Consider the following 21,611-nt stretch of genomic DNA (forward strand, 5'->3'; position numbering starts at 1 on the left):
ACCTGCTCTTTGTTATATTTTATTTATCGGCAACGAGAGGGTGAGGTAATGAATAGGGAATATTCATTACCTACAGTTAACGCTTATTTCTCGATAACAGATTATTACGACATATTCATTTCTGTTTGATAACGTTTAATCGCTGCCGTACTCTTTTGCGGATCGGTCATATTCATCGGATCAAGCAGATAATCCGCCTGTTCCGGTGTCAGCAGTTTTTCTGCCAGCACGACCTGCTTTACGCTGCACTGCTGTTGATACGCGGTTTTTGCAATTCGCGATCCCATCTGATAGCCAAACAGGGTTGCCACGACGGTGGCCAGCGCCGTACTCTCCTCTGCGTAGCGAGCACTCACTTCTTCATTTATCGCGATATCTTTCAGACATTTATCGATGAACAGCGGTATCCCCCGGCTCAGTAACGAGCAGGATTCGAAGAGCGCCTTTAGCAACACCGGTTCCCACACGTTCAGGTCAAGCTCGCCGCCCTCAACCGCCATGGTTACCGTGACGTCATTACCGATAACCTGATACGCAATTTGATTCATCAGTTCGGGCATGACCGGGTTAATTTTGCCCGGCATGATGGACGAACCCGGTTGCACGGCAGGGACAATAATTTCATTAAAACCGGCGCGCGGCCCTGAACCCTGAATACGAAAATCGGTCGCCATTTTAGAGAGAAAGGCGGCGATTTTCTTGAGCTGTGCGGAGAATTCAATATAGAAGTCACCGTGTTGCAGACCATCGAAAAAATCCGCTTCCGGGCGATACTGCTCGCCAGTGAGGGTCTCCAGCCATTGATACACCGCCGGAAGATATCCCTCATGGGTGGACAACCCCGTACCAATCGCCGTCGCTCCCAGGGGTAAATACAGCGCCTCCTCGTTGACCTCGGCCAGTTTTTCCCTAAGCCGGTTGACCTGTGTGCGATAGGCGCCAAACTGTTGGCCAAACGTCATTGGCACCGCATCCTGTAAGCAGGTGCGGCCTAATTTCACTTTGTCGGCAAACTCACGGCTTTTAGCCGCCAGTACGGCTTCCAGTTTTTCCAATTGCACCAGCAAATGCCTGATATTCGTGCGACTGGTCATTTTCATCGCCGCAGGAATGACGTCGTTGGTCGACTGTCCCATATTAACGTGCGTATTTGGGTGAATCGCATCATATCCCCGTACGCCGGTGAGCAGTTCATTCGCGCGGTTAGCCACCACTTCATTCATGTTCATATTGGTCGAGGTGCCGCCGCCGCCCTGAAAAATATCAATCGGGAAATGGGCGTCAAAATCGCCGTTCATCACCTCCTGCGACGCCGTCACGATGACGGCGGCTTTCTGCTGATCCAACGCGCCAATTTGCGCGTTGGCCTGAGCAGCCGCCTGTTTTATCGCGGCGATTGACCACAGGAAATGCGGAATGTCCCCGGCCGTTTTCCCCGAAACTGAAAAATTCAGTACCGCCCGTTGCGTTTGAATACCGTAGTAGGCTTCCTCCGGCACCATTAACGTTCCTAATAGATCCTTTTCTTCACGCATCGTTATGTCTCTTCCTGTATTAAGGTGTATCGCTACCTTAATTGGCTGGCAGTACAGATAATTTGAAGTGGTTCAAAGAAAAAAAAGCATTGAAAAGATAAATACTCATTATTAAAAAATGTAATAGTAGAGGCGGTAATGAAGGATATTAACTTCGATTTTAAGCAGTTACAGGCGTTTTTAGCAGTCATTGAGACGGGGTCATTTACCGCTGCGGCAAAGAAACTCAACCTGACTCAATCCTCGATTTCTCAGCAGATCGCGAATCTGGAAAATGGCTTAAAGACTGAAGTGATTAACCGTTCACAGCGACCCATTCAGATGACGATAGCCGGGCAGGCGCTGTACCCGCTGGGAAAAAAGATTATCGATAGCGGTGTTTATCTGCAGGAACATATCAACGCGATCAGTCACGGGCATATTTCACATTTGAAAATCGGCTTTGTGGATTCGATCGGTAAATCTATCGGCCTGGATATCCTGACCTTCCTGCAACCGCAGGTGAAACATATTTTCCAGGTTACCGGTACAGCATCGGGGCTGCTTTCTGCGCTGAATACGGGCAGAATTAACCTGGCCATCACGATGCTGCATACCGAGATGCCGCCTAATGTCAGAATGTACCCGCTGATTGAAGAGGAGTTTCTGTGCGTTTGTCCCAAAGCCTGGCCGGAAACGCGGCTGGAAGAGTTGTGTAAAAACAGGGACTACATCGCCTATACCCGCAATACGCCGACCGGCATCCAGACGCTCAACTGGCTGAAATGGAATAACCTGTCTCCGTCTATCCAGTTTGAAATGGATAATGCTGATGACATTCTGAAATTAATTTCCTGCGGCTACGGATGGACGCTGACCACGCCGCTGTTTATTACCACACTTCCCGCCTTTACTGACTCGCTGAAGATCATCCGGATCAACAATCGCAAAGAACGCCGCAAAATTGTCCTGCTCTGTAAGGATGATGAACTGTCTGAGTTCTATAAAAACCTGGCGATTGAGGTCCAGTCAATACTGGAAACGAAACTGGAACAGGGGTTCTACAGTAAGCTCAATGCGGATGTGCCGTCATGATCCCTAACCAGGCATGATTCGGTCTTCAGCGAAGTATTGCCCGGTACTTACCGCTAAAGTAGCGGAAATGCTAACCCAGGAGATTGTTATGATAGCGGTGATTTTTGAAGCGGATGCAGTACCGACTCAGCAGGAGCGATATTTACAGCTTGCCGCTGAACTCAGGAACGAACTTGTTAATATTGAGGGCTTCATTTCGATTGAGCGTTTCAAAAGCCTGAGTACGGAAGGGAAGATTTTATCGCTTTCCTGGTGGGAGAGTGAAGACGCCGTCGCGGTGTGGAAGAGCAACATGAAACACCGGGCAGCGCAAAGGGAAGGCCGGGAGTCGATATTCTCTTTTTACCGCATCCGCGTTGCGCACGTTCTGCGAGATTATTCATCGGAAGGATAAAATTCGACCATCTTACGGAAGCGTAACTTCCGCTGATCTCACGCAATCTTTGCAAACAGGACTATTTTCTTACAAGAGAGAAATAAGGATGGAGGTAGAGGGACAGAAAGAGAAAATGGCGCGTGATGTAAAAGGATGTGATCGAGCGAGGAACAGCATTGAGCTTAATAGTTAACTCAACCTTAAATATTACCCCTTGAAAATACAAGGGGCAATATAATAAGGTAAAATATTTGATATTTGTCGTGTTTTAATAGTTTTTTATTGATTAAGTGCTTATTGCATTCTGTACCCGGGAGTCTAAATGTTAGATAATCTCGGGTGGATTTATCCCTGGTGTTACGTTGGTCTTTGACCGCCTGACTAGTATGTGCCGCGAGCGCTATTAGTCAGGTATTTTTTAAGTATAAGGAAGACCCGACCTGAAAAAAAGCTGTCCTAAAAGACAGGGGATAATAATTTCGGAATGTTATTATCAGGAATGAATAAATGAACTCTTTTGTTGAGTTTTTTTTGCTTGATCGCGATGAGTTGCCGTCAGGTTTTGCCACTGAACTCTACCGCCTGAGAAACCGAACATTTCGTGAGCGGCTCAACTGGAAAGTAGAATGTACTGATGGCCTGGAAAAGGATCAATTTGATAACGAAAACACGACTTACCTGTTAGGGATGCATGAGGGAGAAATCCTGTGCGGCGCCCGATTTATCGATGCCACGCAACCGACGATGATCAGCGAAATATTCCATGAGTACTTCGATAATATTACGCTCCCTACGGATATTCCCTGCTGTGAAGTGAGCCGCCTGTTTTTAGATAAAGAGAGACGTGATTGCGGAAACCTTCGCGGGATGCCCGCCAGTAAGGCACTGTTTCTGGCAATGATCGTCTATTGCATGAAGAAACAGTATCGGGGCATGTTCGCCGTTGCCAGTCGCGGTATGTATGCCATTTTCCGTCATGCGAACTGGAAAATTGACGTGATTCAGAAAGGACTTTCTGAGAAAGGTGAAACTATCTACTATATTTTTATGCCGGCGAGTGAAAGCGCAATTGAGAGCATCATCAGCAAAGATAAGGCCAGCCACTGGCTCCGCGAGATACTTCAACAACTTCGCCGTCTGTAATCCCGCACGGAGTTCAGTTATCCAGTAATCTGAGCTCCATTCCAAGTTTTACCGCATGCCTGGCGTTGTTTACGCCCAGCTTTTTCATTGCATTGCTCATATGAAATTTCACGGTTCGCTCTGCAATTGACAATATAACCGAGACTTCGGCATAGGTTTTACCCGCACTGACCCACTTCAAAATTTGTCGTTCGCGCGGTGACAAAAAAACGTTCTTTTTCTGATGCACTTTACTGTAGAGATTAAGGGTCTTTTGATGTAACTGAATGAGAAAATGCATGAAGTGCGCGCGGCAGGCTTCCATCTCTATCCCCGAATCCTTCTGGCTGATGATGGATAATACGACAAGATTATTCAGATAGTCATGCAGGGGAAACGTCTGACCCTGATAAATATTGTGTTCAGAACTTTCACTGAAAATGCGCGTCAGGTTATAACCGTTCGCCAGCAGCACCTTGTTCTCCCAGAAAAAATCTTCAACACTGCTTAAAGCCCTAATAATAACAGGGTCAATAAACTGGTATTTTCTTTCAAGATAGATGTTAAACCACTCAGGATTATTATTGATAATCTGCATTTGCGAGGGATCTTTCTTGTTCATAATCGCATATGCGTAGATCGTATTTTTGTAGTCCTTAATGAACGCATTCAGTTCATTCTGGATTAACGCATTGATCCCTTCATCGTTGTAATACATATCCTTCACGCCAGTTGCTGCCTCTGAGATGAGTGTTGAAAGAGTATAGCCTGCCTCGTTACCTGACAAAATGGACTTACCCCACAACAGTCGATATTTCCTGTCCTTATGTCAAATTGTGTATAAAAACGCCAGGACTGAGGTTCATGGCATGACCGTCAAGTTGGCCCCGAAGGTTTGTTGAGCCGGGCGGCACAATCGGATGCCAGACATCACGAACAGAGGAGCGTAAAGACAGAGTGTGGGCCAATGTCAGGCCATTGCGCCACCCGTACTGTCGGTGGCGGAAATTGAACCAGGGTCACAAATATGAATATTGTCCAGCGGCGCGTTTAATCAATGCCGGTTACGGCTGAGGAATAAAAACTGAATAATTACAAAATATTATTTACCCACGCGATGCGCAGGCGCGGGGGATTATAGGTTTTTACTATAGGTTCAGGATGCAAACAATTGTCGTCCCGAGTCTCTCTTTTTTAACAATAAGGAGGCCATACAAAATACAAGGACAATAAAATGGAACGTCTGACGGTCTCTGACAAACTCTGCTACGCGATGGGGGGAGGATTTGCCTCCAACCTCAGTTTTTACGCGATGCTGGTTTTCTTTATTACCTATGCTTCTGATGTCTATGGTGTGAATCCGGCCACGGTGGGCGCCATCACGCTTGCCGCACGGGGGATTGATGCGTTTATCGATCCGGTGATGGGCGCGATGGGTGACAGAACCCGGACGCGACTAGGTAAATACCGCTTCTGGATAATCACATCGGCGCCGGTACTGGGTTTTACAACCTGGATGGTTTTCGCCTCCCCGGATTTCTCCACGACGGGCAGAATAGTTTATATCGCCTGCGTTTATATGCTCTACTCCCTTGTCTCTACCGTGTCGAATATCCCGTACCACTCATTAACGGCCTACATTACAGACAAGGTCAATGAACGCAGTAATATTGTGTTATTCAAGCAATTTACCGGGATTATCGCCCAGTTTATCGTCAGCGCGGGCGGCATTTATATTTTATCTGCATTCAGCCAGACCCGGGATGCGACGGGCAATGTGGTGGTTGATTTTCATAGCTATCACTACCTCGGCATTTTATTTGGGGTCGTGACCACGCTGGGATTCTGGATTTGCGCTTACGGCGCCCGTAGACAGGATAACTGGCAACGTATTGTGCACGATGAAAAGGGATTACAGACCGACCCGGCGGGTGAACAGCAGAATATTGTGGTGGCCGTTTTCAAACAGCTGTCGCTGGCTTTTCGTAGTCGTTCACTGGGATGCCTGGCGTTGGCCTCTTCGGCGAACACGCTGTCCTTAGCGATTACCGCCGGGGTGACCGTTCAGTTTTATACGTGGGTTCTCCACAATACAAAGCTGGTTGCGACGGGAGCATTACTGAATATGCTGTTTGGCGCATCAATATATCTGCTGGTTAAGTGGTTAGTATCTCGCTATGGAAATAAAACGGCATTTGTGATCATCTGTTTTATTGCCATGGTTCCCTCGCTGATACTCTGGCTCACCTTCTCGCCTGAAAATGTCACCTTTACTTTGATACTTCTCGCCTGCGTGATGGCGTTTTGTCAGGGCGGGTCGCTGATTACCTGGATGATGGTCACTGATTGCGCGGATGAATTACGCTGGAAAACGAAAAAGAATGCCGCCGGAATTGCCTCCTCCACATTAACGTTCTCCAACAAATTTGGTTCTGCGCTGGGTGCCTTTGTGCTGGGCGGCGTCCTTGATCTTATTGGTTATCTACCCGGCGCGCAGGCGCAAACGGCGGGAACATTACATGGATTGCTTATTTTGATGGTCCTGACGCCGGTTTGCGGGCAACTCCTGTCACTGTTTTCGATGATTTTTTATACCCTGAACAAAAAAAAACATCAGGCGATCTGCATGAAACTGCTCGGGGATGGAGAGTAATATGAAAGTTGTTATGCTGATGTTTGATACCCTGCGTCGTAATAAGCTCCCGGCTTATCAGGCCGACGCATTTCCTCTGCCTAATTTTAAACGACTGGAGGGGAAAACCGTTCGTTTTGATAATTTCTATGTTGGCTCAATGCCCTGCATGCCAGCCCGACGCGATTTGCATACCGGACGGCTGAATTTCCTGCATCGCAGTTGGGGGCCGCTGGAACCCTTTGATGACTCTATTTTTGAAATCATTAAAAAGCACGGCGTATATTGCCATTTAATTACCGACCATCAGCACTACTGGGAAGATGGCGGGGCGACCTACCATAATCGCTACAGCAGTTATGAGTTTATGCGCGGGCAGGAGGGGGATCTCTGGAAAGCGAAGATTGGCTTCGACGGCGCCCGTGAACTGGATTCATGGAAAAACGCCGAACCGCTGCGCCGTAATATGATCGAGCACGATCAGATTAACCGCAGTTATATGCGTGAAGAGAAAGATTTCCCGCAGGCGCGCTGTTATCAGGCCGGGCTGGCTTTCCTGGCGGAAAACTATCAGCAGGATAACTGGTTATTGCAAATAGAGAGTTTTGATCCGCATGAGCCCTTTTATGTGCCGGATCGCTTCAAGCGCATGGTCGATCCTGAACTGGTCAATAACCCTGACGACTGGCCGGAATACAGTTCGACAGAGAGGATCAATAATCCGCAGAAAGTGGTGAACGGTGAAAAGCATTATCAGGCGCTGATGTTGATGTGCGATGAATATCTTGGCCAGGTGCTGGACTTTTTCGACGCACATCATCTGTGGCAGGACACAATGCTTATTGTGAATACCGACCACGGTTTTATGTTTGGTGAAAAAGAGTGGTCGGGGAAAAGCGTTATGCCGGTGTATAACGAGATTGCGCATGTCCCCTTCTTTATTTGGGATCCCAGAAGTCGACGGGCTGGCGAGTCGCGAACCCAACTGGCGCAGATGCACGATCTGGCGGTGACGTTGCTGGAGGCGTTTGGCATTGAGAAAACGCACAACATGACAGGCAAGGCATTGTCTCCGGTCATAGCGCGACAAATGCCGATTAAATCAGAGGCTATTTTTGGCTATTTCGGCGCGCATGTGTCGATCACCGATGGTCGCTATGTCTATATGAGAGGGAGCCAGTCGCCGGAAAATACCCCGCTATACGAGTACACGCTGATGCCGATGCGCATGCGCAGGATGTTTAATCTCGCTGAATTGCAGGAAGCCACTCTGCATCCTGGTTTTGTCTTCACCCACCAGACGCCGGTGCTGAAAATCCCGGGTTCCGCCGGTTTTTACAGTTCTTATGCGCACGGCAATTTGCTGTTCGATTTAGCTCACGATGCGAAGCAGGAGCATCCGCTCTGCGATCCTGAACGTGAAGCGCTGTTTATCCGCAAACTGTCGCAGGCAATGCGTGAGGCGCAGGCTCCGGAAGATGAATGGCGGCGTCTGGGGATCCCCGTCGACGACGCGCGTATTGACGCGGAGTTCGTGCGACAGGAACATGAAATGCGCAAACGGGTGATGCAGCAGTATTTAGGCTCTCTTGCCTGCCTTGATATGCATCCGGATACCCGGGCATTGCTCCTTGAGATAGCGGCCTGCCCCGGAGGGGATAAATTCCTTCAGGATCTGGCAACGATCTCCGGGCAGCGCAGCATCACCAAGCAGGCGGTGAAAGCGCTGTATGACAGCGGTGATTATGAGTCGGCACTTTACGGACTGTTCAATAAACCCTACTGAGTCTGCATGCCTCACTCATCCGGGAGCCCGATTTTGCCGGAGCTCCCGTCTATCTTCATCGCTACGCATCAGGCAGGCATCATCAATCCCGGAAACCGTGGTGAGGCGAATGTATTTACACAAATTAATTTTTCAGTTCAAAGTGCTGGTAGATAAAAAGACCTTTACCTCGGCGGCGGAAAGTCTGTTTATCTCTCAACCGACCCTAACCCAAAATATGCAACGACTCGAGTCGGAGCTTGGGATCCCTTTGTTGTTCCGTGAGGGGAAAAAGATTTCCTTAACGGTTTATGGCGAAAGCCTGTATCAGCATGCCTGCCTGCTGGATCGCAATTACCAGCAGGCTTTACTCAGTATTGATGCGATAAAGCATAGCCACAGACAGCAACTGGTGATCGAGTGCGGGCACGCGTGGAGTCATGGCGTCTTATTTCATCTGATGAAGGACTATGTGAGGCTGTATCCGCAAATCCGGATGGTGATCAAAAACAGTAATACAGCACTGGGGCAACAGCATTTACTGAAAGGCGAATGCGATCTTGCGTTAGGGGCGATACCCGCTGCGGAAAACAGAATTGCGGCAATAAATTACCTTCCGATCTTCACGACCCGGTTTGTCCTGTATTGCGCGAGCGATCATCCGCTTGCGTATGTGCCGCAGATTACCGAAGCGCAGCTTAATCACTGTGAGTGGGTCATTCTTAAGCATGAATCGGAAAACGAAGAGTTTAACGATCCTTTGCTTTGTCCTATTTCGCCAGAAAAGGTCAGATTTGAAGTCTGTTCGGTATCGAATGCTATTGCGCTGGCGAAACAGACGCAATGCATTCTGGCGCTTTCCATACATCTGGAAGCCGAAGCGCGTCACCGTGGTCTGCGTCGCCTCAATCTGGCGAAGAACATTCCCTCTTTTGATACCGGCATCATGTACATAGACGATGTGCTGAAGTATGACCATAAGAAAAAATTTATTGAGACCATCATTTCGTCAAAAAGCATGTTTGATCAGAATGATATGTAGCGGTCCACAAACCGTTCAAGCATATTCCCGCCTACCGGCGGGGAGATGAGATATCCCTGAAAGCGATCGATACCTAATGCTTTCAATATCGTAAATTTCTCTTCACTGTCGACCCCTTCGGCAACGCAGCGACTACCGGTCAGCATACAGTAATAGTTCAGGCTTTTTATCAGCGCCAGCGCGTGTGGATCGCGTTGCATCTCATTGATAATACACATATCCAGCTTATATTCGTTAAACTGGATCTGCCTGACCGGAAACATCACGCTACCTTGTGAGAAACAGTCATCGAGCATAATCCGAAAGCCGAGCCGTTTTAATTTGTCGATGTTCGCGGCGGTTTTTCCCCTTTGACTGAACTCGATGGTCTCAGCAAATTCCAGCACCAGTCTGTCCGTTTGCTGTGGCGACACCAGTTGCTGTTTCGCCGCTTCCAGCATTCGTGGAAGGCATTCATGGCTGGCGAGGGCGGCAGGGATATTAAGTGAGAAATAAAACTCCCCGGGATGCTGGTTGATTTTCTGTATCGCTTCCTGCAAAACAAATGCGGTCAGCACCTGCCAGGCGTATTCAGCACGTATTTGTGGCAAAAATGCGCCGGGTTGCAGGACCGTACCCTCGCGCCGCCAGCGTGAGAGTATTTCCATCCCTTGTAAACGGTGGTGGCTATCCACAATCGGTTGAAACACCGGAAAGAGTTGCCGGCAACGGATGGCATGGACGAATTCACGTTCGAAGGCGGATAACGCATCGCTACCGCTTCTGTTCAGCCGCGTTTCTGGGTTGCCGGGAAAGTGTGTCGCCAGTTGCGGGAAATGTTCCGCCATTTTTTTAAGTCCTGAAGTTCTCTGATTATAAAGGGTTTTTTGGCTTATGCCTCGCTGTTGCGCCCGTTCAGGGATGTTGTATCCGTGCAGCAAATCCACAATGGCGTTGAGCTCTGGTTTGCTGAGGCCGATTGTCGGCTTGCCATAAATCAACGTCTGGTTATCTGCGCATTGGCCCAAAGGAGGGACATCCTGCAACCCGTGCCCGCGCAATAGCGCGGCAATGCAGCGTGTCGGTAAATCCGAGGCGACGGCCCGGATTTCCGTCAGCAGACGGCGACGCGTCACAAGATGCTCCAGCGTGTGCCACAACCAACGGTCAGGACAGCGGCTGAGGATAAGCATCGGCAGGGGGACAGCGGCCTGTTCCAGCAGAAGCGCCGCCTGCTGCAACGTGGTGAGCAGCCAAAGGGGATCGTCAGGAAGAAACACCACGATCCGGCGTGCTGACGCCAGTGCAGGAAGCGTTGAGATATCCAGCGACAGCGAATTAAGCAGCACCAGACGCTGGCGGTCTGGCGTCATCATCCTCGCGAGACCTTCGGCGGCACAGGGGCAGGGGGACAAAATGTAGTCCATCCCCGGCTTTCCCACATCACTGATAAACAAACGTCACCCCAATGATTGACTGAACATTGCCTGCCGTCACTTGTCCGCTGGTTCGCGCGTAGTTAGCCGTTAAGCCGAGGCTCATGGCAGAGGTGCCGACCGTGCCTAATGACACGGTGCTGTTAGCGGGGACGATGGTACCGTTGCGCGTGAGCTGAACACCGATGCCCTTCGCGGGCGAAGACGACGCGGTATTGGTAAAGATCGAATTGGCGGAATCTGCGGTGGTGCCGGAGAGGTAATACGTCAGATTTTGGCTCTGCGCGCAGTAGACCGTCAGCGGAACGGGGGCGGAGCCCGGATAGTCCGGCAGCGTAACCGTGACGTTGCGGGAGGAGACATCGCAGCCGCCAGTCGGAATGACCACACTATTGTTCGCATAAATGCTCCAGACGAACTGAAAGTCATCGCTGTTTTTGTTGTTGGTCTGGCGGAGAATGAGTTTAGCAATAAGCGTTCCTGCACTGATTGCGACGCCGCCCGCAGAACTGATTGGCGTCAGATACAGGACGGTCGGCCACGGCTTATCGACTCTCGAGTCATAGATCATCCGTGCGGTTTCGCTGGTGGTCGGAAACGGGTAGCTGGAGCCGTTGTATCTTACGGAGCCGGAAAAACTCGATAACACGCCGCCGTAAGCGGACCCCTGCTGAAGGGTGACATAGTCAGTGATGGTTTCGGGATAATCGTTATGACAAAAAATCTGCGTTGAGAGGTCGACCACCAGGTTTTGCCCGACGTTAACCGCAGGCGAGAGATCAACGTAGACGTTCGCGCTACCACCGCCAATGGGAATAGTCGCGCCGCTGGCGGTTTTGCACGCAAAGGACCAGGCATTGATTGACCAGCCCATCAGCAACAGTGTCGTCAACAGGGTTACGACTCTTTTCATCAACATACTCTCCTGGTCATGCATAGGTATAGGTCACGTTAATCACCGCCTGGATCGTTCCCTGGGTTGCGCCGCCGTTGACCGACAACGCCCTGACCTGCAAAGGAAAACGGGCGGATTGCGAGGCGTCATCCACCACCACTGATTTTGTCGCGCCGGTGTTCAGTCTGTTACCGCTGTCATCCTGGAGTTCAAGCTGGATATTTCCGGCAGTCCCCTGGTTTTTGTAGTAGCCCGTGCTGTCGGCGGTACCGCTGAAGCTGGCGGTGACGCGCGAGGTGCCCACCGGACAATTGCTTAGCTCAAGCGCCACGCTGTGCCACGCGGAGGAGGAACCGGCATTGACCAGACTGAAGGTGTAGAGATCGCCCAGTTCGACGGTGGCAGTGGTGGTCGACACCGTGCACGGTTTGGCGACCACTTTCCCGTTCACGGTAATGGTCACGTCAGCCGCCTGCACAACAGCAGAAGCGGCAAGGATGACTGTCAGTAGCCACCGGGGTTGAAACCATTTCATCAAAGCCTCCGCTTACTGAAATTCAAGAGTGAATGTCGCTGTTGCATTGACGTGTCCCGGCGTGACAGGGAGCTGCGTTGCCATCAGGCGGGCATAAAAGTTAAGCGTATTGGTCTGACCGGGCGTCAGGGTCGTCCACGAAAGGGTGGCGGACCCGGCATTCAGCGGCAGTGTCGTTTGCTGGCCGTTGAGGATCTCGATTCCCATCCCTGCCGCCGCCGATGTTCCGCTGTCGAGTTTCAATAAGCGGGTGTTATCGTTGTCGGCAATACCGATAAAACCGACTTTTACCGCCGTGACCGACGTGCCGCAGGGAGAAAGCACAATACGAAACGGGACGACAGGCGTGGTGGCGCCGATATGGCTGAACTGTTTAGCGGCGTTATCCAGCAAATCGACGGTAAAATCTTTCGATTCGCCCGCCACGGCGCAGGCGTTATCCCTGACGTATCCGCTGATCGTGATTGTGCTGTCGGCGGCGAACGCACTGGCGCTGACTAGCGAGAAGACGGCACCCAGCAGATAAAGACGTTTGTTCATCATCTTGTCCTTAGCGGCATTGCGCCGTGAGCTGGCTGAGCAACTGTTGTTGGTTTTCTGCGGATAAGCGGTAATCCGCCACACAGCTGGCGTTTGCGCCGTCACCCCATTTCACCCGAACCTTGCCTGCCAGCGGCATACCGCTCAGATAAACCTGACCGTTATCGGCGACGATGCTGCTGTTTTGGCTGCTGTCGGCGGTTACCATTGCGCCGAATGGCACCGGCTTGCCGTTATGGATGAGCGTCATCAGCAGTTTCATCCCGACGTGGGCGTTAAATTCCGCCCGGACGATCGCGCCGTGCGTGGGGACGACGTTGACCACTGCCTCATCCAGATCAACGTTATCGGCGAGCGTATTGGTATCCAGCGCCACCCGGTTTTCCCGGTACTCGGTGGCGTAAGGCAGCACCGCATAGCCACGCCAGTCAGTGCGTACTCCGGTCTGGTTTTCCACTTTCGCGCCCTCAGCGCCGGGAGCCTTAATCAGCACAACCGTGTCATTGAGTGGTTGACTCAGCGTGACGCCATTAGCATGTGCCAGCACGCCGCCGCTCATCCCGTAATAGAACTGTTTGAGTCCGTCGCTACGGCTGTAACCGACGTTGGCATTGCCAGAACCGCCGCGATAGTTCAGCGTGGCATAGCCAGTGCTGCTGCTGTTACCTTCACCACCGCCCGCATAGCCGGTTTGCACGCTGTAGCTGAGGTTATTGTCTTCCAGCACGGTGCCATACAGCCCCGCCAGGTTGGTCATTCGACCGTTGAGGTCATTCGACATGCTGTAGCTGGCGCTGGCGTGTCGCCAGACGGACTGACTGTCCGAGCGCAGCCAGTGGCTGAAAGGAATATTGACGTTAATAGCCAGCATCTGGTCGCGACCATCCTGCCAGGCGTTTTTGGTCAGGCTGTAGCTCAGCGTCCAGTTGATATCGCCGATGGCGGTATTCAGACCGGCCTGCAATTGTTCATCAGCGCTGTCGGTGCCCCAGTAAGTCTGGTGACTTCCGCTCAGATAGAGCGTGGCGGTGCGGCCTAACTGCTGGGTCAGGCTCACCTGCACTTTGCCGCGCTTGTTATAGGCGAGGTTGTAGTAGTCCGTGAATTTCGGCTGAACCTGAATCACGCCATCCTGCGTTTCGACGTCATGGCCGCTCATCCGACGGTAAGTGGTATCGGCAAAGCTAAAATATCCGCGTGTGGAGTAGCGATAGCCCACCAGTTGGATATTCGTGCCAACGTCGCTGAGTGATTTGTTATAGAGGAAACGCACCGATTGTCCCTGATGTTTGCTGTCATCGGGCAGAGTGGCATTGGCCTGAGTGATGTCCACCGACAGCGCCCCCAGCACCCCCATGTTTTTCCCCACCCCCAGATTGAAGGCGCGGTAGCGGTCTGCCAGTTGTGTACCGCCGTACAAGGTCCAGCCAGCCGGGAGGCCGTGGAGTATGGTGCTCTGAAAAAAGGTCGGTTCTTCCTGCTGATCGTTACCGCTACGGTACTCTCCGGCGGTGACGGCATAGCGGGTATGGCCTTCACGTTGCAATACCGGGACTGAGGAGTAAGGAACGGTGAAGTTCTGGCTGCTCCCGTCGGCTTCCTTGATGGTAACCTGCAGATCGCCGCCGTTACCCGCGGCATACAGGTCGCTAATGCTGAAGGGGCCAGGCGGTACCGTGCTGTGATAGATCTCATAGCCATTCTGTTTGATGGAGACCTGTGCCGTCCCGCGCGCAATCCCATGGATCACCGGGGCAAAGCCTTTCTGGCTGTCCGGCAGCATATTGTCATCAGATGCGAGCTGCGCGCCGCGGAAGTTAATACCGTCAAAGACATCGCCGTTGGTATAGCTGTCGCCGAGTGTCAGGCGTGAGCGCAACGGCGTGATGTCTCTTTCCAGCCAGGTATTAACGTGCTGCCATTTGTTTTCATTGCTCGAGGCACTCCCGCCGCTGCTGTAGCTCCAGGTGGTATTGTCGCGCAGACGCCACGCGCCCAGATTAAGGCCACTTTGCAGGTTTAAGTAGGCGTAGTTGCTGCTGCCGCCGACGTCGTTCTGGACATTGTTGCCGGTGAAGTTGTAATTCAGTAGCCCGGCGGTAATCCCATGATCCCAGCGTTCCGGCGGGATATAACCGCGAGCCTGATTTCCCATAAAGGCCTGAGGAATCGTCAAATGCAACCGCTGCTGACCCACATCTAAACGGGTGGTGGCGTCAGGGATCATTTCCGTTAACGGGACACAGGCATCCGCTGCCAACACGTTCATTCCACTGACGGCAGCGGTGTTCAGCCCCATTGCGGCGAGCTGTTCACGCGTCAGGCACGGGGTCAGTTCGCGGTGGTTGTCGCTGGCATGAAAAGTGACGTCGCGGGTGGTCATAAACCCCTCGTTCAGATAAATATCGACGCGATACGTGCCGGGGGGGAGCTCATGTCCCTTTTCAAAACCGGAAAGATCCGCGACGGCAGCCGGATCGTCCGCCAGAAAGCGCGGGTTAAAATAGAGTTCTGCCTGCGCGGAAAATGTGTGTGAGGCAAGCAAAAAGGCAAAGGGGATCTGCGCCATTGCGCCTGACAAAAGTGGTGCATAACGCCGCCTGTGGACGAGTCCAGGTTTCAGATATGACATAGTCCCTCCGGTTCAAAATCGCCCGGCTGTCAGTTCTTTTTTTATTCAGGGATCACGCGGATTCCCTGTTCGTTATCGCAGTGCGCCTTTCATGCGCGGCGTGAGTGCGCCATAGTCATTAATGGTTTTATAAGTAATCTCGCTGCCCGCATCGGCTGGCAACTTCACGCGGGCTTCGCCCAGGGGAGGCACAAGGGCATTTTCCAGTACCCGGGTGCCGGCATTGAGTTCGGTCACCGTCAGGTAGTACGGCGTTGGGTTGATCAATGTGAGCGTGCCTGCGCTGCGGCGGAAAGTGAGTTTTTCTGCGGCCTGATCTGGCGGCAGCGCGAGACCGGCTGGACGGTAATACAGCTTGATACGGCTGATAATGGCCAGTTGCAGGGTGTTATCGCTGAGCCTGGATTTGTCCATCGACGGAATGGCTTTGACGTTCATCCAGAACAGACTCTCGCGGTCCTGTGGTAACTGATTGTTGGTTGCATCAAGGATGCGTAAGGTGTTCTCCTTTTTTCCCTGCATGGCAAACAGCGGTGGTGTGACCACAAAACGTCCGTCTTTGACGCCCTCGGCATTTTCTACCCAGGACTGGATCAGATACGTGCTGCTGTCATCATTATTGGTGACCGCCAGTTGCACCTGTTTTTGACCCGCCGGATAAATCACCCGTGTTGCCCCCAGCGCAACGCCAGCTTCAGCCGGTGTGAATAATCCCATGACGGCTATCATCAGCATCCCGCCCAGCAGGTTGCGCATCATGGTGCGTGTTTTTTTCATGTTTATCCTTGCTGTATTCACCGTCGTTTCCTGTATTTGCTATCTCTGCGGGGTTGTTACTGGTAGGTCAAAGAGAACCAGGCTTGTGCATTCGCGACCCCACCGGTGACCTGACGTCCGGTAGAACGGTATTTCGCAACGAAATGCAGTGTGGTTGGCCCGGAGTAAAGCCGTGCCCAGCTCGTCGGTGGGCCGTTAAGTGGGAGTTGGCTACCCTCTTTATCAAATAACGCTATCCCAATACCGCTGGCGATCCCCGGACCTTCTCCTACGGAGAGAACGTCAGGGTTTTTACCATCCGCGACGCCATGAAATGCCACGCCGACGCGTTGACTTACGGCGGTACTGCATTCCTGAAGGTGAATATCGAAAGAAACAGGGTTGATATCCTCCCCTGGCGCATGAAATCGATTGCTGCTGATCTGCCCCATTTGCACGGTCATCTGGCGATCGCCAGCTTCAACGCGGCAAGATTCGGCAATAATGACCCCCTGGAAACGCATGTTTCCGCCAGGTAACGTCACGTTCCACTTGTTGCCGGCCAGCGCGCAGGCGGGAAGTAAAAGCATCAGCAGACCTGATTTCATCCTTTGCATCGTTATCACCTCAGTCCCATTGCGGATAACAGGCCTTCCTGGCCCCAGGTGCATCCTTGCGTGATGAATTACTCGTATTGAACTTTGAAGGTGGCGTCTGCGTTAGCGGTACCGGCAGTTGCGGCGCCCGTGGCGTAGTAACGTGCCTGGAACGGGATGATATTCGTGCCATCGTTCAGGGTTGTTGCTGCGCTAAAGGTTGCGCCGTCCAGCGCCAGTGGGGTGCCTTTGTTGTCGAGGATCTGGACGCCAACGTTAGTGGCGCTACCGGCAGCAGAGCCCTGCAGTGCCAGTACGGTGTTGTTGGTGGTATCAACGGCCGTGCCAGAAAACGCGACAGAGGCTTTGGTTGACACGCTGGTATCACAATCATCAAGCTGAATGTTGAAACCGACCGCAGAACTGGTGCTGCCCGCAGTAGCCAGTTTTGCCGAACGAACCTGACCAAGCTGAACGGTTTGTTCGACTGAACCGGCGTCGACGGCGCAGGCTGCGTTAACGACTTCTCCTTTAAAATGCACTGTACCGCCGTTTACCGTGGTGGTATCGGCCAGAGCCGCCGCGGAGGTCAGGGACAGGGCTGACATAGCAACGATAGCCAGTGTTTTAATTTTCATGCTGTTTTCCTTTAAACAATGTCGATATCACGAACCGAAATGGCCAGTCGTTGTGCCTTCCAGGCATTCCATATTTCAGCCGAATGGGGCGACTGCCGGTTCTGCACAGTTTTTACCCAATGAATGAGTCAATTGGGGCCATTTTGACTCGTTGGTATAAACGGCTTTAAATGGCATATTATTTCTTTCTTATTGGTTTTTTGTTTTTTATGGTTACAATTTTTTGATATAAAAAACTGAAAAATAGTTTTATGTAGATGACTGAAATGGTGCAGGAGTCAGGTGGAGAAATGGTGAAAGCGCGTAAACGGCGGTGGTAAATGTGAAAAAATGTTGGAGGTAATACTATTCTAATCAATGAGATAAAGAGTGTTTATCGATAATTCCTAACTTGTTAGTTGCAAAGCTTTACTAATTCTTTTTATGATATAAACAGTTTGGCCCCAATTGACCTGTTCAGGTAAAGACTTTCCTTTTTATATCAATCAGTTAGCTTATTTCTTTTTCTCCTGCGAAATGACCTCTAACAGGCTGCTTCTCTCCCATAATCCGGCGAAACGTGCGGCGTTGCTGGCGGTATAACGGACGGTATGACGAATATTTCGATGGCCAAGATAATCCTGAATCAGTCGCGTATCGGCCCCCCGTTCGGCAAGTTCATAACCGCAGGCGTGACGGAGCATATGGGGGTGAGTATGGGTAACGGTTCCAGCATCAACCCCCGCAGCCCGAATAATGCGATATGCCTGCTGGCGAGAAAGCGGTGTCCCCCGGCGGGAGATAAACACGGCGTCAGTGCGGCCTGCGCCTCTCCAGCCTGCGCGTTCCTGACTCCAGCGTTCAACGGCCTCACGCTCATCAAAACGCAGTGGATGAATGGTGGAAAACCCGTTTTTCAGTCGACGGACATTGATTCGTCCCTCGTTGAGATCGAGGTCGCGATAATGCAAATCGAGGAGTTCACTGATGCGCATGCCGTGACGGAACGCCAGCAAAATAAGACAATAATCTCGCTCTCCGGTTGCGCCATGTCGGGCAGCCTGCATCATGGCTTGTACTTCTTTGCCAGTAAGATAACGACGTCGATTCACAATGCATTACTCCTGAAATATGTTTCTGTTAATGAACACCTGTAGAAAACATCATGCGATTAAAAAATAATCCACGATGTTAAAGGCATATTATATTTGAGGGATTAATCACCGTTGGTGATTACATCACTTTTACATACGTAGCTATTATTACCACGTGATAAGTCTTATTTTTATTGATTTTATCAGGTGCGACAATAGCGGCTGTTGTAGACAAAGTCAGGTGTATAAATTTAAACGAAAAATAGTTACAGAGGGTGAGAAGGTGGCGAAGGTTTGTTTGACGAAAAGGTCATGTTGAAAAAAGTATCCTGATTCATTACATGGATATAATAAAACTGTTTAATTCTGCTGCAAATAAGGATGGAAGTGAACAATAAGCATAATAAATATATGGTTAAATATTATTAATGCTTTGTTTATCGTGGTTTTAACACCATCCATGGTGTTGTATCTGTCACAGTGAAATAGCATTATGCTGTTTGAGTTTAGCGTCATCCCAGATACCGTAAAATCGACCAGCGTTACTGGCGGTGTACCAGACGGTATGGCGAATGTTACGGTGTCCCAGGTAATCCTGGATGAGACGGGTGTCGATCCCCATATTGGCTAATGCAAAACCGCATGAGTGACGAAGCATATGCGGATGAATTTCAAGCGGGAGCCCAGCGTGATCGCCCGAGGCTGAAATGATTTGATAAAACTGTTGGCGAGAAAGAGGGTTTCCTTTTCTTGATAAAAATAGCCACTCACTGTTGGCATGAGGATAGTCAGTTCGTATAGTCAGCCAGTTTTTTAACGCCTGAATTTCTTCTCTTAATAATGGATGTGTTGTCGAAAAACCTTTTTTCAGGCGGTGAATGTAAATACATCGAGATTTAATATCAATATCTGATATTTGCAGGCGACAGATTTCACTGGCACGAAATCCATGAATAAAACACAATAAGGTCAGACAGTAATTGCGGGCAGCGTGTGGTCCCGTGTTTGCTGCTTTGAGAAGTGACTCTATTTCATTTTGAGTCAGGAAATTCCTCTTCTTATTATCGGCGTTATTTTTCATTAGGTTCCCTTTTGATTGCAGGTGCGCAAGCGTTCTGCTGATTTCCATTAATCCAATGGTCTTATCCGGTTTTAACTCATGATTTATTTGTACTGCACGGTAGGCGCTAATCGTATGCAACGTTGCTTCGCTACAGAAGGACGTGAGCGGATAATGAAAATGGCTGTATGTTGTTTCGTCATAACGTCGTGACATTATCGACTGGGTGCCTCCTCTGGTCTTGTGTTTTTGCTTATCTTACTGAATCAATAAACGTTATTGCTGTTCTACGATCGAGCCCATTCTGGAATACCCCGAATGATGAGCAAAAGGCTTTGCTAAGGACGAAAAACGACATGGCAACCTCGCTAGCATTCACTGTAGAACTACAACAATGAGTAAACAATACTGCAAAAAACACGGTGAGAATAGCAATAATAAGTCATATAACCGCTTTAGAGGCGGGATCTGGTATTTAGCCGTTAGCAGATTGATTCCCGTTAACCCGCAGAAATTGCATTAGTACGGGTATATTTGGCGGATGAGGGCGTGTGGCTGAAATTAGCCTGTCTTTATGTGATGAAATGTTTTGCGACAAATAAAATGCGAGCGAGGGAATAATAACGCCTGAAACTACTCTTATTCATCTAAGGCGTTTATGCGTATCGTTCTGGTAATTACTGGAAATCGCCTGGTCAGTACTTTCATCTGGCCGATCTCACATAGTGTATTGAGCCCCGTTGCATTATGCTGTTTCGACATTGAGTGAATGAAGATTTACGGATTAAGTAATTCCCAAAGGAAATTATATGAAGTCTATCGGCATTTTTTGCGGTTCATCTGAAGGCCATTCTTCGGTTTATATGCAGGCCGCGCGCGAAGCCGGAACCTATCTGGCTCAGGCCGGGCTGGGCATTGTTTATGGCGGTGGCCGGGTCGGATTGATGGGGGCCGTGGCGGATTCCGCCCTGCAACACGGCGGGCACGTGACGGGGGTGATGCCCGTGTCTTTGGTTGAACGTGAAATTGCGCATACCGGGCTGACTGATTTGCAGGTCGTTGAGAACATGCACCAGCGTAAAGATCGCATGGCGGCATTGTCTTCTGCTTTCATCGCCTTACCCGGCGGGGCAGGCACGTTGGAAGAGATTTTTGAGCAGTGGACGTGGGGACAATTAGGCATCCACCACAAGCCCTGTGCGTTTTATAACATGAACAATTTTTATCAACCGCTGCAGGTCATGGTACAGAAAATGGCCGATGAAGGTTTTATGAAGCAGAGCTACGTGGATATGCTGTTTTTCTCCGATTCGTTGCCGGAAATTGTTGAATATTTTTCGACATATACGCCGCCGACCTCCAAGTGGACCGTGACCCAGAAATAAGACGACTCATTGTGCTCCTGAAGAGCAGAGGATGACACCTGTCACTAACATGCCCCCGCCCAGGCTATGGCCTTCCGGGGGCATTTTTACGCCGGATTCATATCGATGGTTAAAAGGGCACCTTCCCCCCCCCCAGGAATATTCTTAATTTCACTTAGGCCAGATGCCCGTCGGGCAAAAAAAAAGCCCAGAAAATGATCTCTTTTCTCTCTATATGTTGCCATTATGTTTATTTTAACCGTTGCACCAGGGGATGTTGATACAGTTAATAAAAAAATGGTTGCGAATATTAATGTAGACTTTTATCTTACGGTGTTGCAGAAAATTCAGTGGTATTGCAATTGGTAACATAGAAAAATATTATTTTAATCACGGCTAACATGGCAACGATGCAAGTTTTTATTAAAAGGCCATGTTTTGTCTTTGCCGCATTACCACAGCAAGTAAAGCCTCGTATTATCACGACGGGATTGTGAATATTATCAGCAGGAGCATGCGAAGGGAGAAACGCCAGAACAATTTTTGTATTGGCGAAAGTAA

General features: G+C 50.3%; 18 protein-coding genes and 1 pseudogene. 7 read left to right on the forward strand and 12 right to left on the reverse strand.

What is annotated here, in order from left to right; all coding sequences use genetic code 11:
* Nucleotides 1-104: 104 nt before the first annotated feature.
* Entirely contained in the window at nucleotides 105-1,535 is a 1,431-nt protein-coding gene (locus AOY24_RS13735; RefSeq protein ID WP_054176825.1) for an aspartate ammonia-lyase, read from the reverse strand.
* Between the two features lie 138 nt (nucleotides 1,536-1,673).
* On the opposite strand from AOY24_RS13735, the gene AOY24_RS13740 reads away from it, so the two are divergent.
* From AOY24_RS13740 to AOY24_RS13750, 3 genes are all read left to right on the forward strand, one after another.
* On the forward strand, nucleotides 1,674-2,609 hold the full coding sequence (locus AOY24_RS13740; protein WP_054176826.1) for a LysR family transcriptional regulator: 936 nt from the start codon (nucleotides 1,674-1,676) through the stop codon (nucleotides 2,607-2,609).
* 88 nt (nucleotides 2,610-2,697) lie between these two features.
* A complete protein-coding gene (locus tag AOY24_RS13745; protein WP_042999419.1) occupies nucleotides 2,698-3,003 on the forward strand; it encodes an antibiotic biosynthesis monooxygenase in 306 nt (101 codons plus the stop codon).
* A 489-nt stretch (nucleotides 3,004-3,492) separates the two neighbouring features.
* On the forward strand, nucleotides 3,493-4,128 hold the full coding sequence (locus tag AOY24_RS13750; protein ID WP_042999420.1) for an acyl-homoserine-lactone synthase: 636 nt from the start codon (nucleotides 3,493-3,495) through the stop codon (nucleotides 4,126-4,128).
* A 13-nt stretch (nucleotides 4,129-4,141) separates the two neighbouring features.
* On the opposite strand, the gene AOY24_RS13755 is transcribed toward AOY24_RS13750, so the two are convergent.
* Nucleotides 4,142-4,912 (reverse strand): LuxR family transcriptional regulator, encoded by a 771-nt coding sequence (locus AOY24_RS13755; RefSeq protein ID WP_229745304.1) that lies wholly within the window; start codon nucleotides 4,910-4,912, stop codon nucleotides 4,142-4,144.
* 429 nt (nucleotides 4,913-5,341) lie between these two features.
* On the opposite strand from AOY24_RS13755, the gene AOY24_RS13760 reads away from it, so the two are divergent.
* From AOY24_RS13760 to AOY24_RS13770, 3 genes are all read left to right on the forward strand, one after another.
* Nucleotides 5,342-6,760, forward strand: coding sequence for an MFS transporter (locus tag AOY24_RS13760; protein ID WP_054176827.1), 1,419 nt, complete (start codon nucleotides 5,342-5,344; stop codon nucleotides 6,758-6,760).
* Between the two features lies 1 nt (nucleotide 6,761).
* Nucleotides 6,762-8,525 (forward strand): sulfatase, encoded by a 1,764-nt coding sequence (locus AOY24_RS13765; protein ID WP_044327021.1) that lies wholly within the window; start codon nucleotides 6,762-6,764, stop codon nucleotides 8,523-8,525.
* A gap of 109 nt (nucleotides 8,526-8,634) precedes the next feature.
* Nucleotides 8,635-9,546, forward strand: coding sequence for a LysR family transcriptional regulator (locus AOY24_RS13770; protein WP_044327020.1), 912 nt, complete (start codon nucleotides 8,635-8,637; stop codon nucleotides 9,544-9,546).
* Here the strand turns inward: AOY24_RS13770 and AOY24_RS13775 are convergent.
* From AOY24_RS13775 to AOY24_RS13820, 10 genes and pseudogenes are all read right to left on the reverse strand, one after another.
* Entirely contained in the window at nucleotides 9,531-10,952 is a 1,422-nt protein-coding gene (locus tag AOY24_RS13775) for an EAL domain-containing protein (RefSeq protein WP_054176828.1), read from the reverse strand. The two genes, AOY24_RS13770 and AOY24_RS13775, sit on opposite strands and share 16 nt — an antisense overlap.
* 16 nt (nucleotides 10,953-10,968) lie before the next feature.
* Nucleotides 10,969-11,874 (reverse strand): fimbrial protein, encoded by a 906-nt coding sequence (locus AOY24_RS13780; RefSeq protein WP_054176871.1) that lies wholly within the window; start codon nucleotides 11,872-11,874, stop codon nucleotides 10,969-10,971.
* A 16-nt stretch (nucleotides 11,875-11,890) separates the two neighbouring features.
* The gene (locus AOY24_RS13785; protein ID WP_044254116.1) at nucleotides 11,891-12,391 is read right to left on the reverse strand and encodes a fimbrial protein; all 501 of its coding nucleotides are present in this window, start codon (nucleotides 12,389-12,391) and stop codon (nucleotides 11,891-11,893) included.
* Nucleotides 12,392-12,403: 12 nt separating this feature from the next.
* Entirely contained in the window at nucleotides 12,404-12,931 is a 528-nt protein-coding gene (locus AOY24_RS13790; protein ID WP_054176829.1) for a fimbrial protein, read from the reverse strand.
* Nucleotides 12,932-12,941: 10 nt separating this feature from the next.
* Nucleotides 12,942-15,563, reverse strand: coding sequence for a fimbrial biogenesis usher protein (locus AOY24_RS13795; RefSeq protein ID WP_054176830.1), 2,622 nt, complete (start codon nucleotides 15,561-15,563; stop codon nucleotides 12,942-12,944).
* Between the two features lie 72 nt (nucleotides 15,564-15,635).
* Complete coding sequence (locus AOY24_RS13800) at nucleotides 15,636-16,340, reverse strand: fimbria/pilus periplasmic chaperone (RefSeq protein WP_042999431.1); 705 nt, start codon at nucleotides 16,338-16,340, stop codon at nucleotides 15,636-15,638.
* Between the two features lie 56 nt (nucleotides 16,341-16,396).
* Complete coding sequence (locus AOY24_RS13805) at nucleotides 16,397-16,936, reverse strand: fimbrial protein (protein ID WP_042999432.1); 540 nt, start codon at nucleotides 16,934-16,936, stop codon at nucleotides 16,397-16,399.
* Between the two features lie 68 nt (nucleotides 16,937-17,004).
* Nucleotides 17,005-17,553 carry a type 1 fimbrial major subunit FimA gene (fimA, locus tag AOY24_RS13810; protein WP_042999433.1) on the reverse strand — a complete coding sequence of 183 codons (549 nt, stop codon included), beginning with the start codon at nucleotides 17,551-17,553 and terminating at the stop codon, nucleotides 17,005-17,007.
* A 481-nt stretch (nucleotides 17,554-18,034) separates the two neighbouring features.
* Nucleotides 18,035-18,644 (reverse strand): annotated as a pseudogene (locus AOY24_RS13815) (tyrosine-type DNA invertase).
* 457 nt (nucleotides 18,645-19,101) lie between these two features.
* Nucleotides 19,102-19,707 carry a tyrosine-type DNA invertase gene (locus AOY24_RS13820; protein WP_042999435.1) on the reverse strand — a complete coding sequence of 202 codons (606 nt, stop codon included), beginning with the start codon at nucleotides 19,705-19,707 and terminating at the stop codon, nucleotides 19,102-19,104.
* A gap of 788 nt (nucleotides 19,708-20,495) precedes the next feature.
* On the opposite strand from AOY24_RS13820, the gene AOY24_RS13825 reads away from it, so the two are divergent.
* On the forward strand, nucleotides 20,496-21,071 hold the full coding sequence (locus tag AOY24_RS13825) for a TIGR00730 family Rossman fold protein (protein ID WP_044254122.1): 576 nt from the start codon (nucleotides 20,496-20,498) through the stop codon (nucleotides 21,069-21,071).
* Nucleotides 21,072-21,611 lie beyond the last annotated feature (540 nt).

This window comes from Citrobacter sp. CtB7.12 (genome assembly GCF_001297795.1).
Lineage (GTDB): Bacteria > Pseudomonadota > Gammaproteobacteria > Enterobacterales > Enterobacteriaceae > Citrobacter_A > Citrobacter_A amalonaticus.

What these genes read in the sequence shown, in the direction of transcription:
- AOY24_RS13765 (WP_044327021.1), top strand. Translation starts at nt 6,762, where the DNA reads ATGAAAGTTGTTATGCTGATGTTTGATACCCTGCGTCGTAATAAGCTC.
- AOY24_RS13790 (WP_054176829.1), bottom strand. Translation starts at nt 12,931, where the DNA reads ATGAACAAACGTCTTTATCTGCTGGGTGCCGTCTTCTCGCTAGTCAGC.
- fimA (WP_042999433.1), bottom strand. Translation starts at nt 17,553, where the DNA reads ATGAAAATTAAAACACTGGCTATCGTTGCTATGTCAGCCCTGTCCCTG.
- AOY24_RS13745 (WP_042999419.1), top strand. Translation starts at nt 2,698, where the DNA reads ATGATAGCGGTGATTTTTGAAGCGGATGCAGTACCGACTCAGCAGGAG.
- AOY24_RS13780 (WP_054176871.1), bottom strand. Translation starts at nt 11,874, where the DNA reads ATGAAAAGAGTCGTAACCCTGTTGACGACACTGTTGCTGATGGGCTGG.
- AOY24_RS13820 (WP_042999435.1), bottom strand. Translation starts at nt 19,707, where the DNA reads ATGAAAAATAACGCCGATAATAAGAAGAGGAATTTCCTGACTCAAAAT.
- AOY24_RS13795 (WP_054176830.1), bottom strand. Translation starts at nt 15,563, where the DNA reads ATGTCATATCTGAAACCTGGACTCGTCCACAGGCGGCGTTATGCACCA.
- AOY24_RS13825 (WP_044254122.1), top strand. Translation starts at nt 20,496, where the DNA reads ATGAAGTCTATCGGCATTTTTTGCGGTTCATCTGAAGGCCATTCTTCG.
- AOY24_RS13735 (WP_054176825.1), bottom strand. Translation starts at nt 1,535, where the DNA reads ATGCGTGAAGAAAAGGATCTATTAGGAACGTTAATGGTGCCGGAGGAA.
- AOY24_RS13740 (WP_054176826.1), top strand. Translation starts at nt 1,674, where the DNA reads ATGAAGGATATTAACTTCGATTTTAAGCAGTTACAGGCGTTTTTAGCA.
- AOY24_RS13785 (WP_044254116.1), bottom strand. Translation starts at nt 12,391, where the DNA reads ATGAAATGGTTTCAACCCCGGTGGCTACTGACAGTCATCCTTGCCGCT.
- AOY24_RS13775 (WP_054176828.1), bottom strand. Translation starts at nt 10,952, where the DNA reads ATGGACTACATTTTGTCCCCCTGCCCCTGTGCCGCCGAAGGTCTCGCG.
- AOY24_RS13770 (WP_044327020.1), top strand. Translation starts at nt 8,635, where the DNA reads ATGTATTTACACAAATTAATTTTTCAGTTCAAAGTGCTGGTAGATAAA.
- AOY24_RS13750 (WP_042999420.1), top strand. Translation starts at nt 3,493, where the DNA reads ATGAACTCTTTTGTTGAGTTTTTTTTGCTTGATCGCGATGAGTTGCCG.
- AOY24_RS13800 (WP_042999431.1), bottom strand. Translation starts at nt 16,340, where the DNA reads ATGAAAAAAACACGCACCATGATGCGCAACCTGCTGGGCGGGATGCTG.
- AOY24_RS13760 (WP_054176827.1), top strand. Translation starts at nt 5,342, where the DNA reads ATGGAACGTCTGACGGTCTCTGACAAACTCTGCTACGCGATGGGGGGA.
- AOY24_RS13805 (WP_042999432.1), bottom strand. Translation starts at nt 16,936, where the DNA reads ATGCAAAGGATGAAATCAGGTCTGCTGATGCTTTTACTTCCCGCCTGC.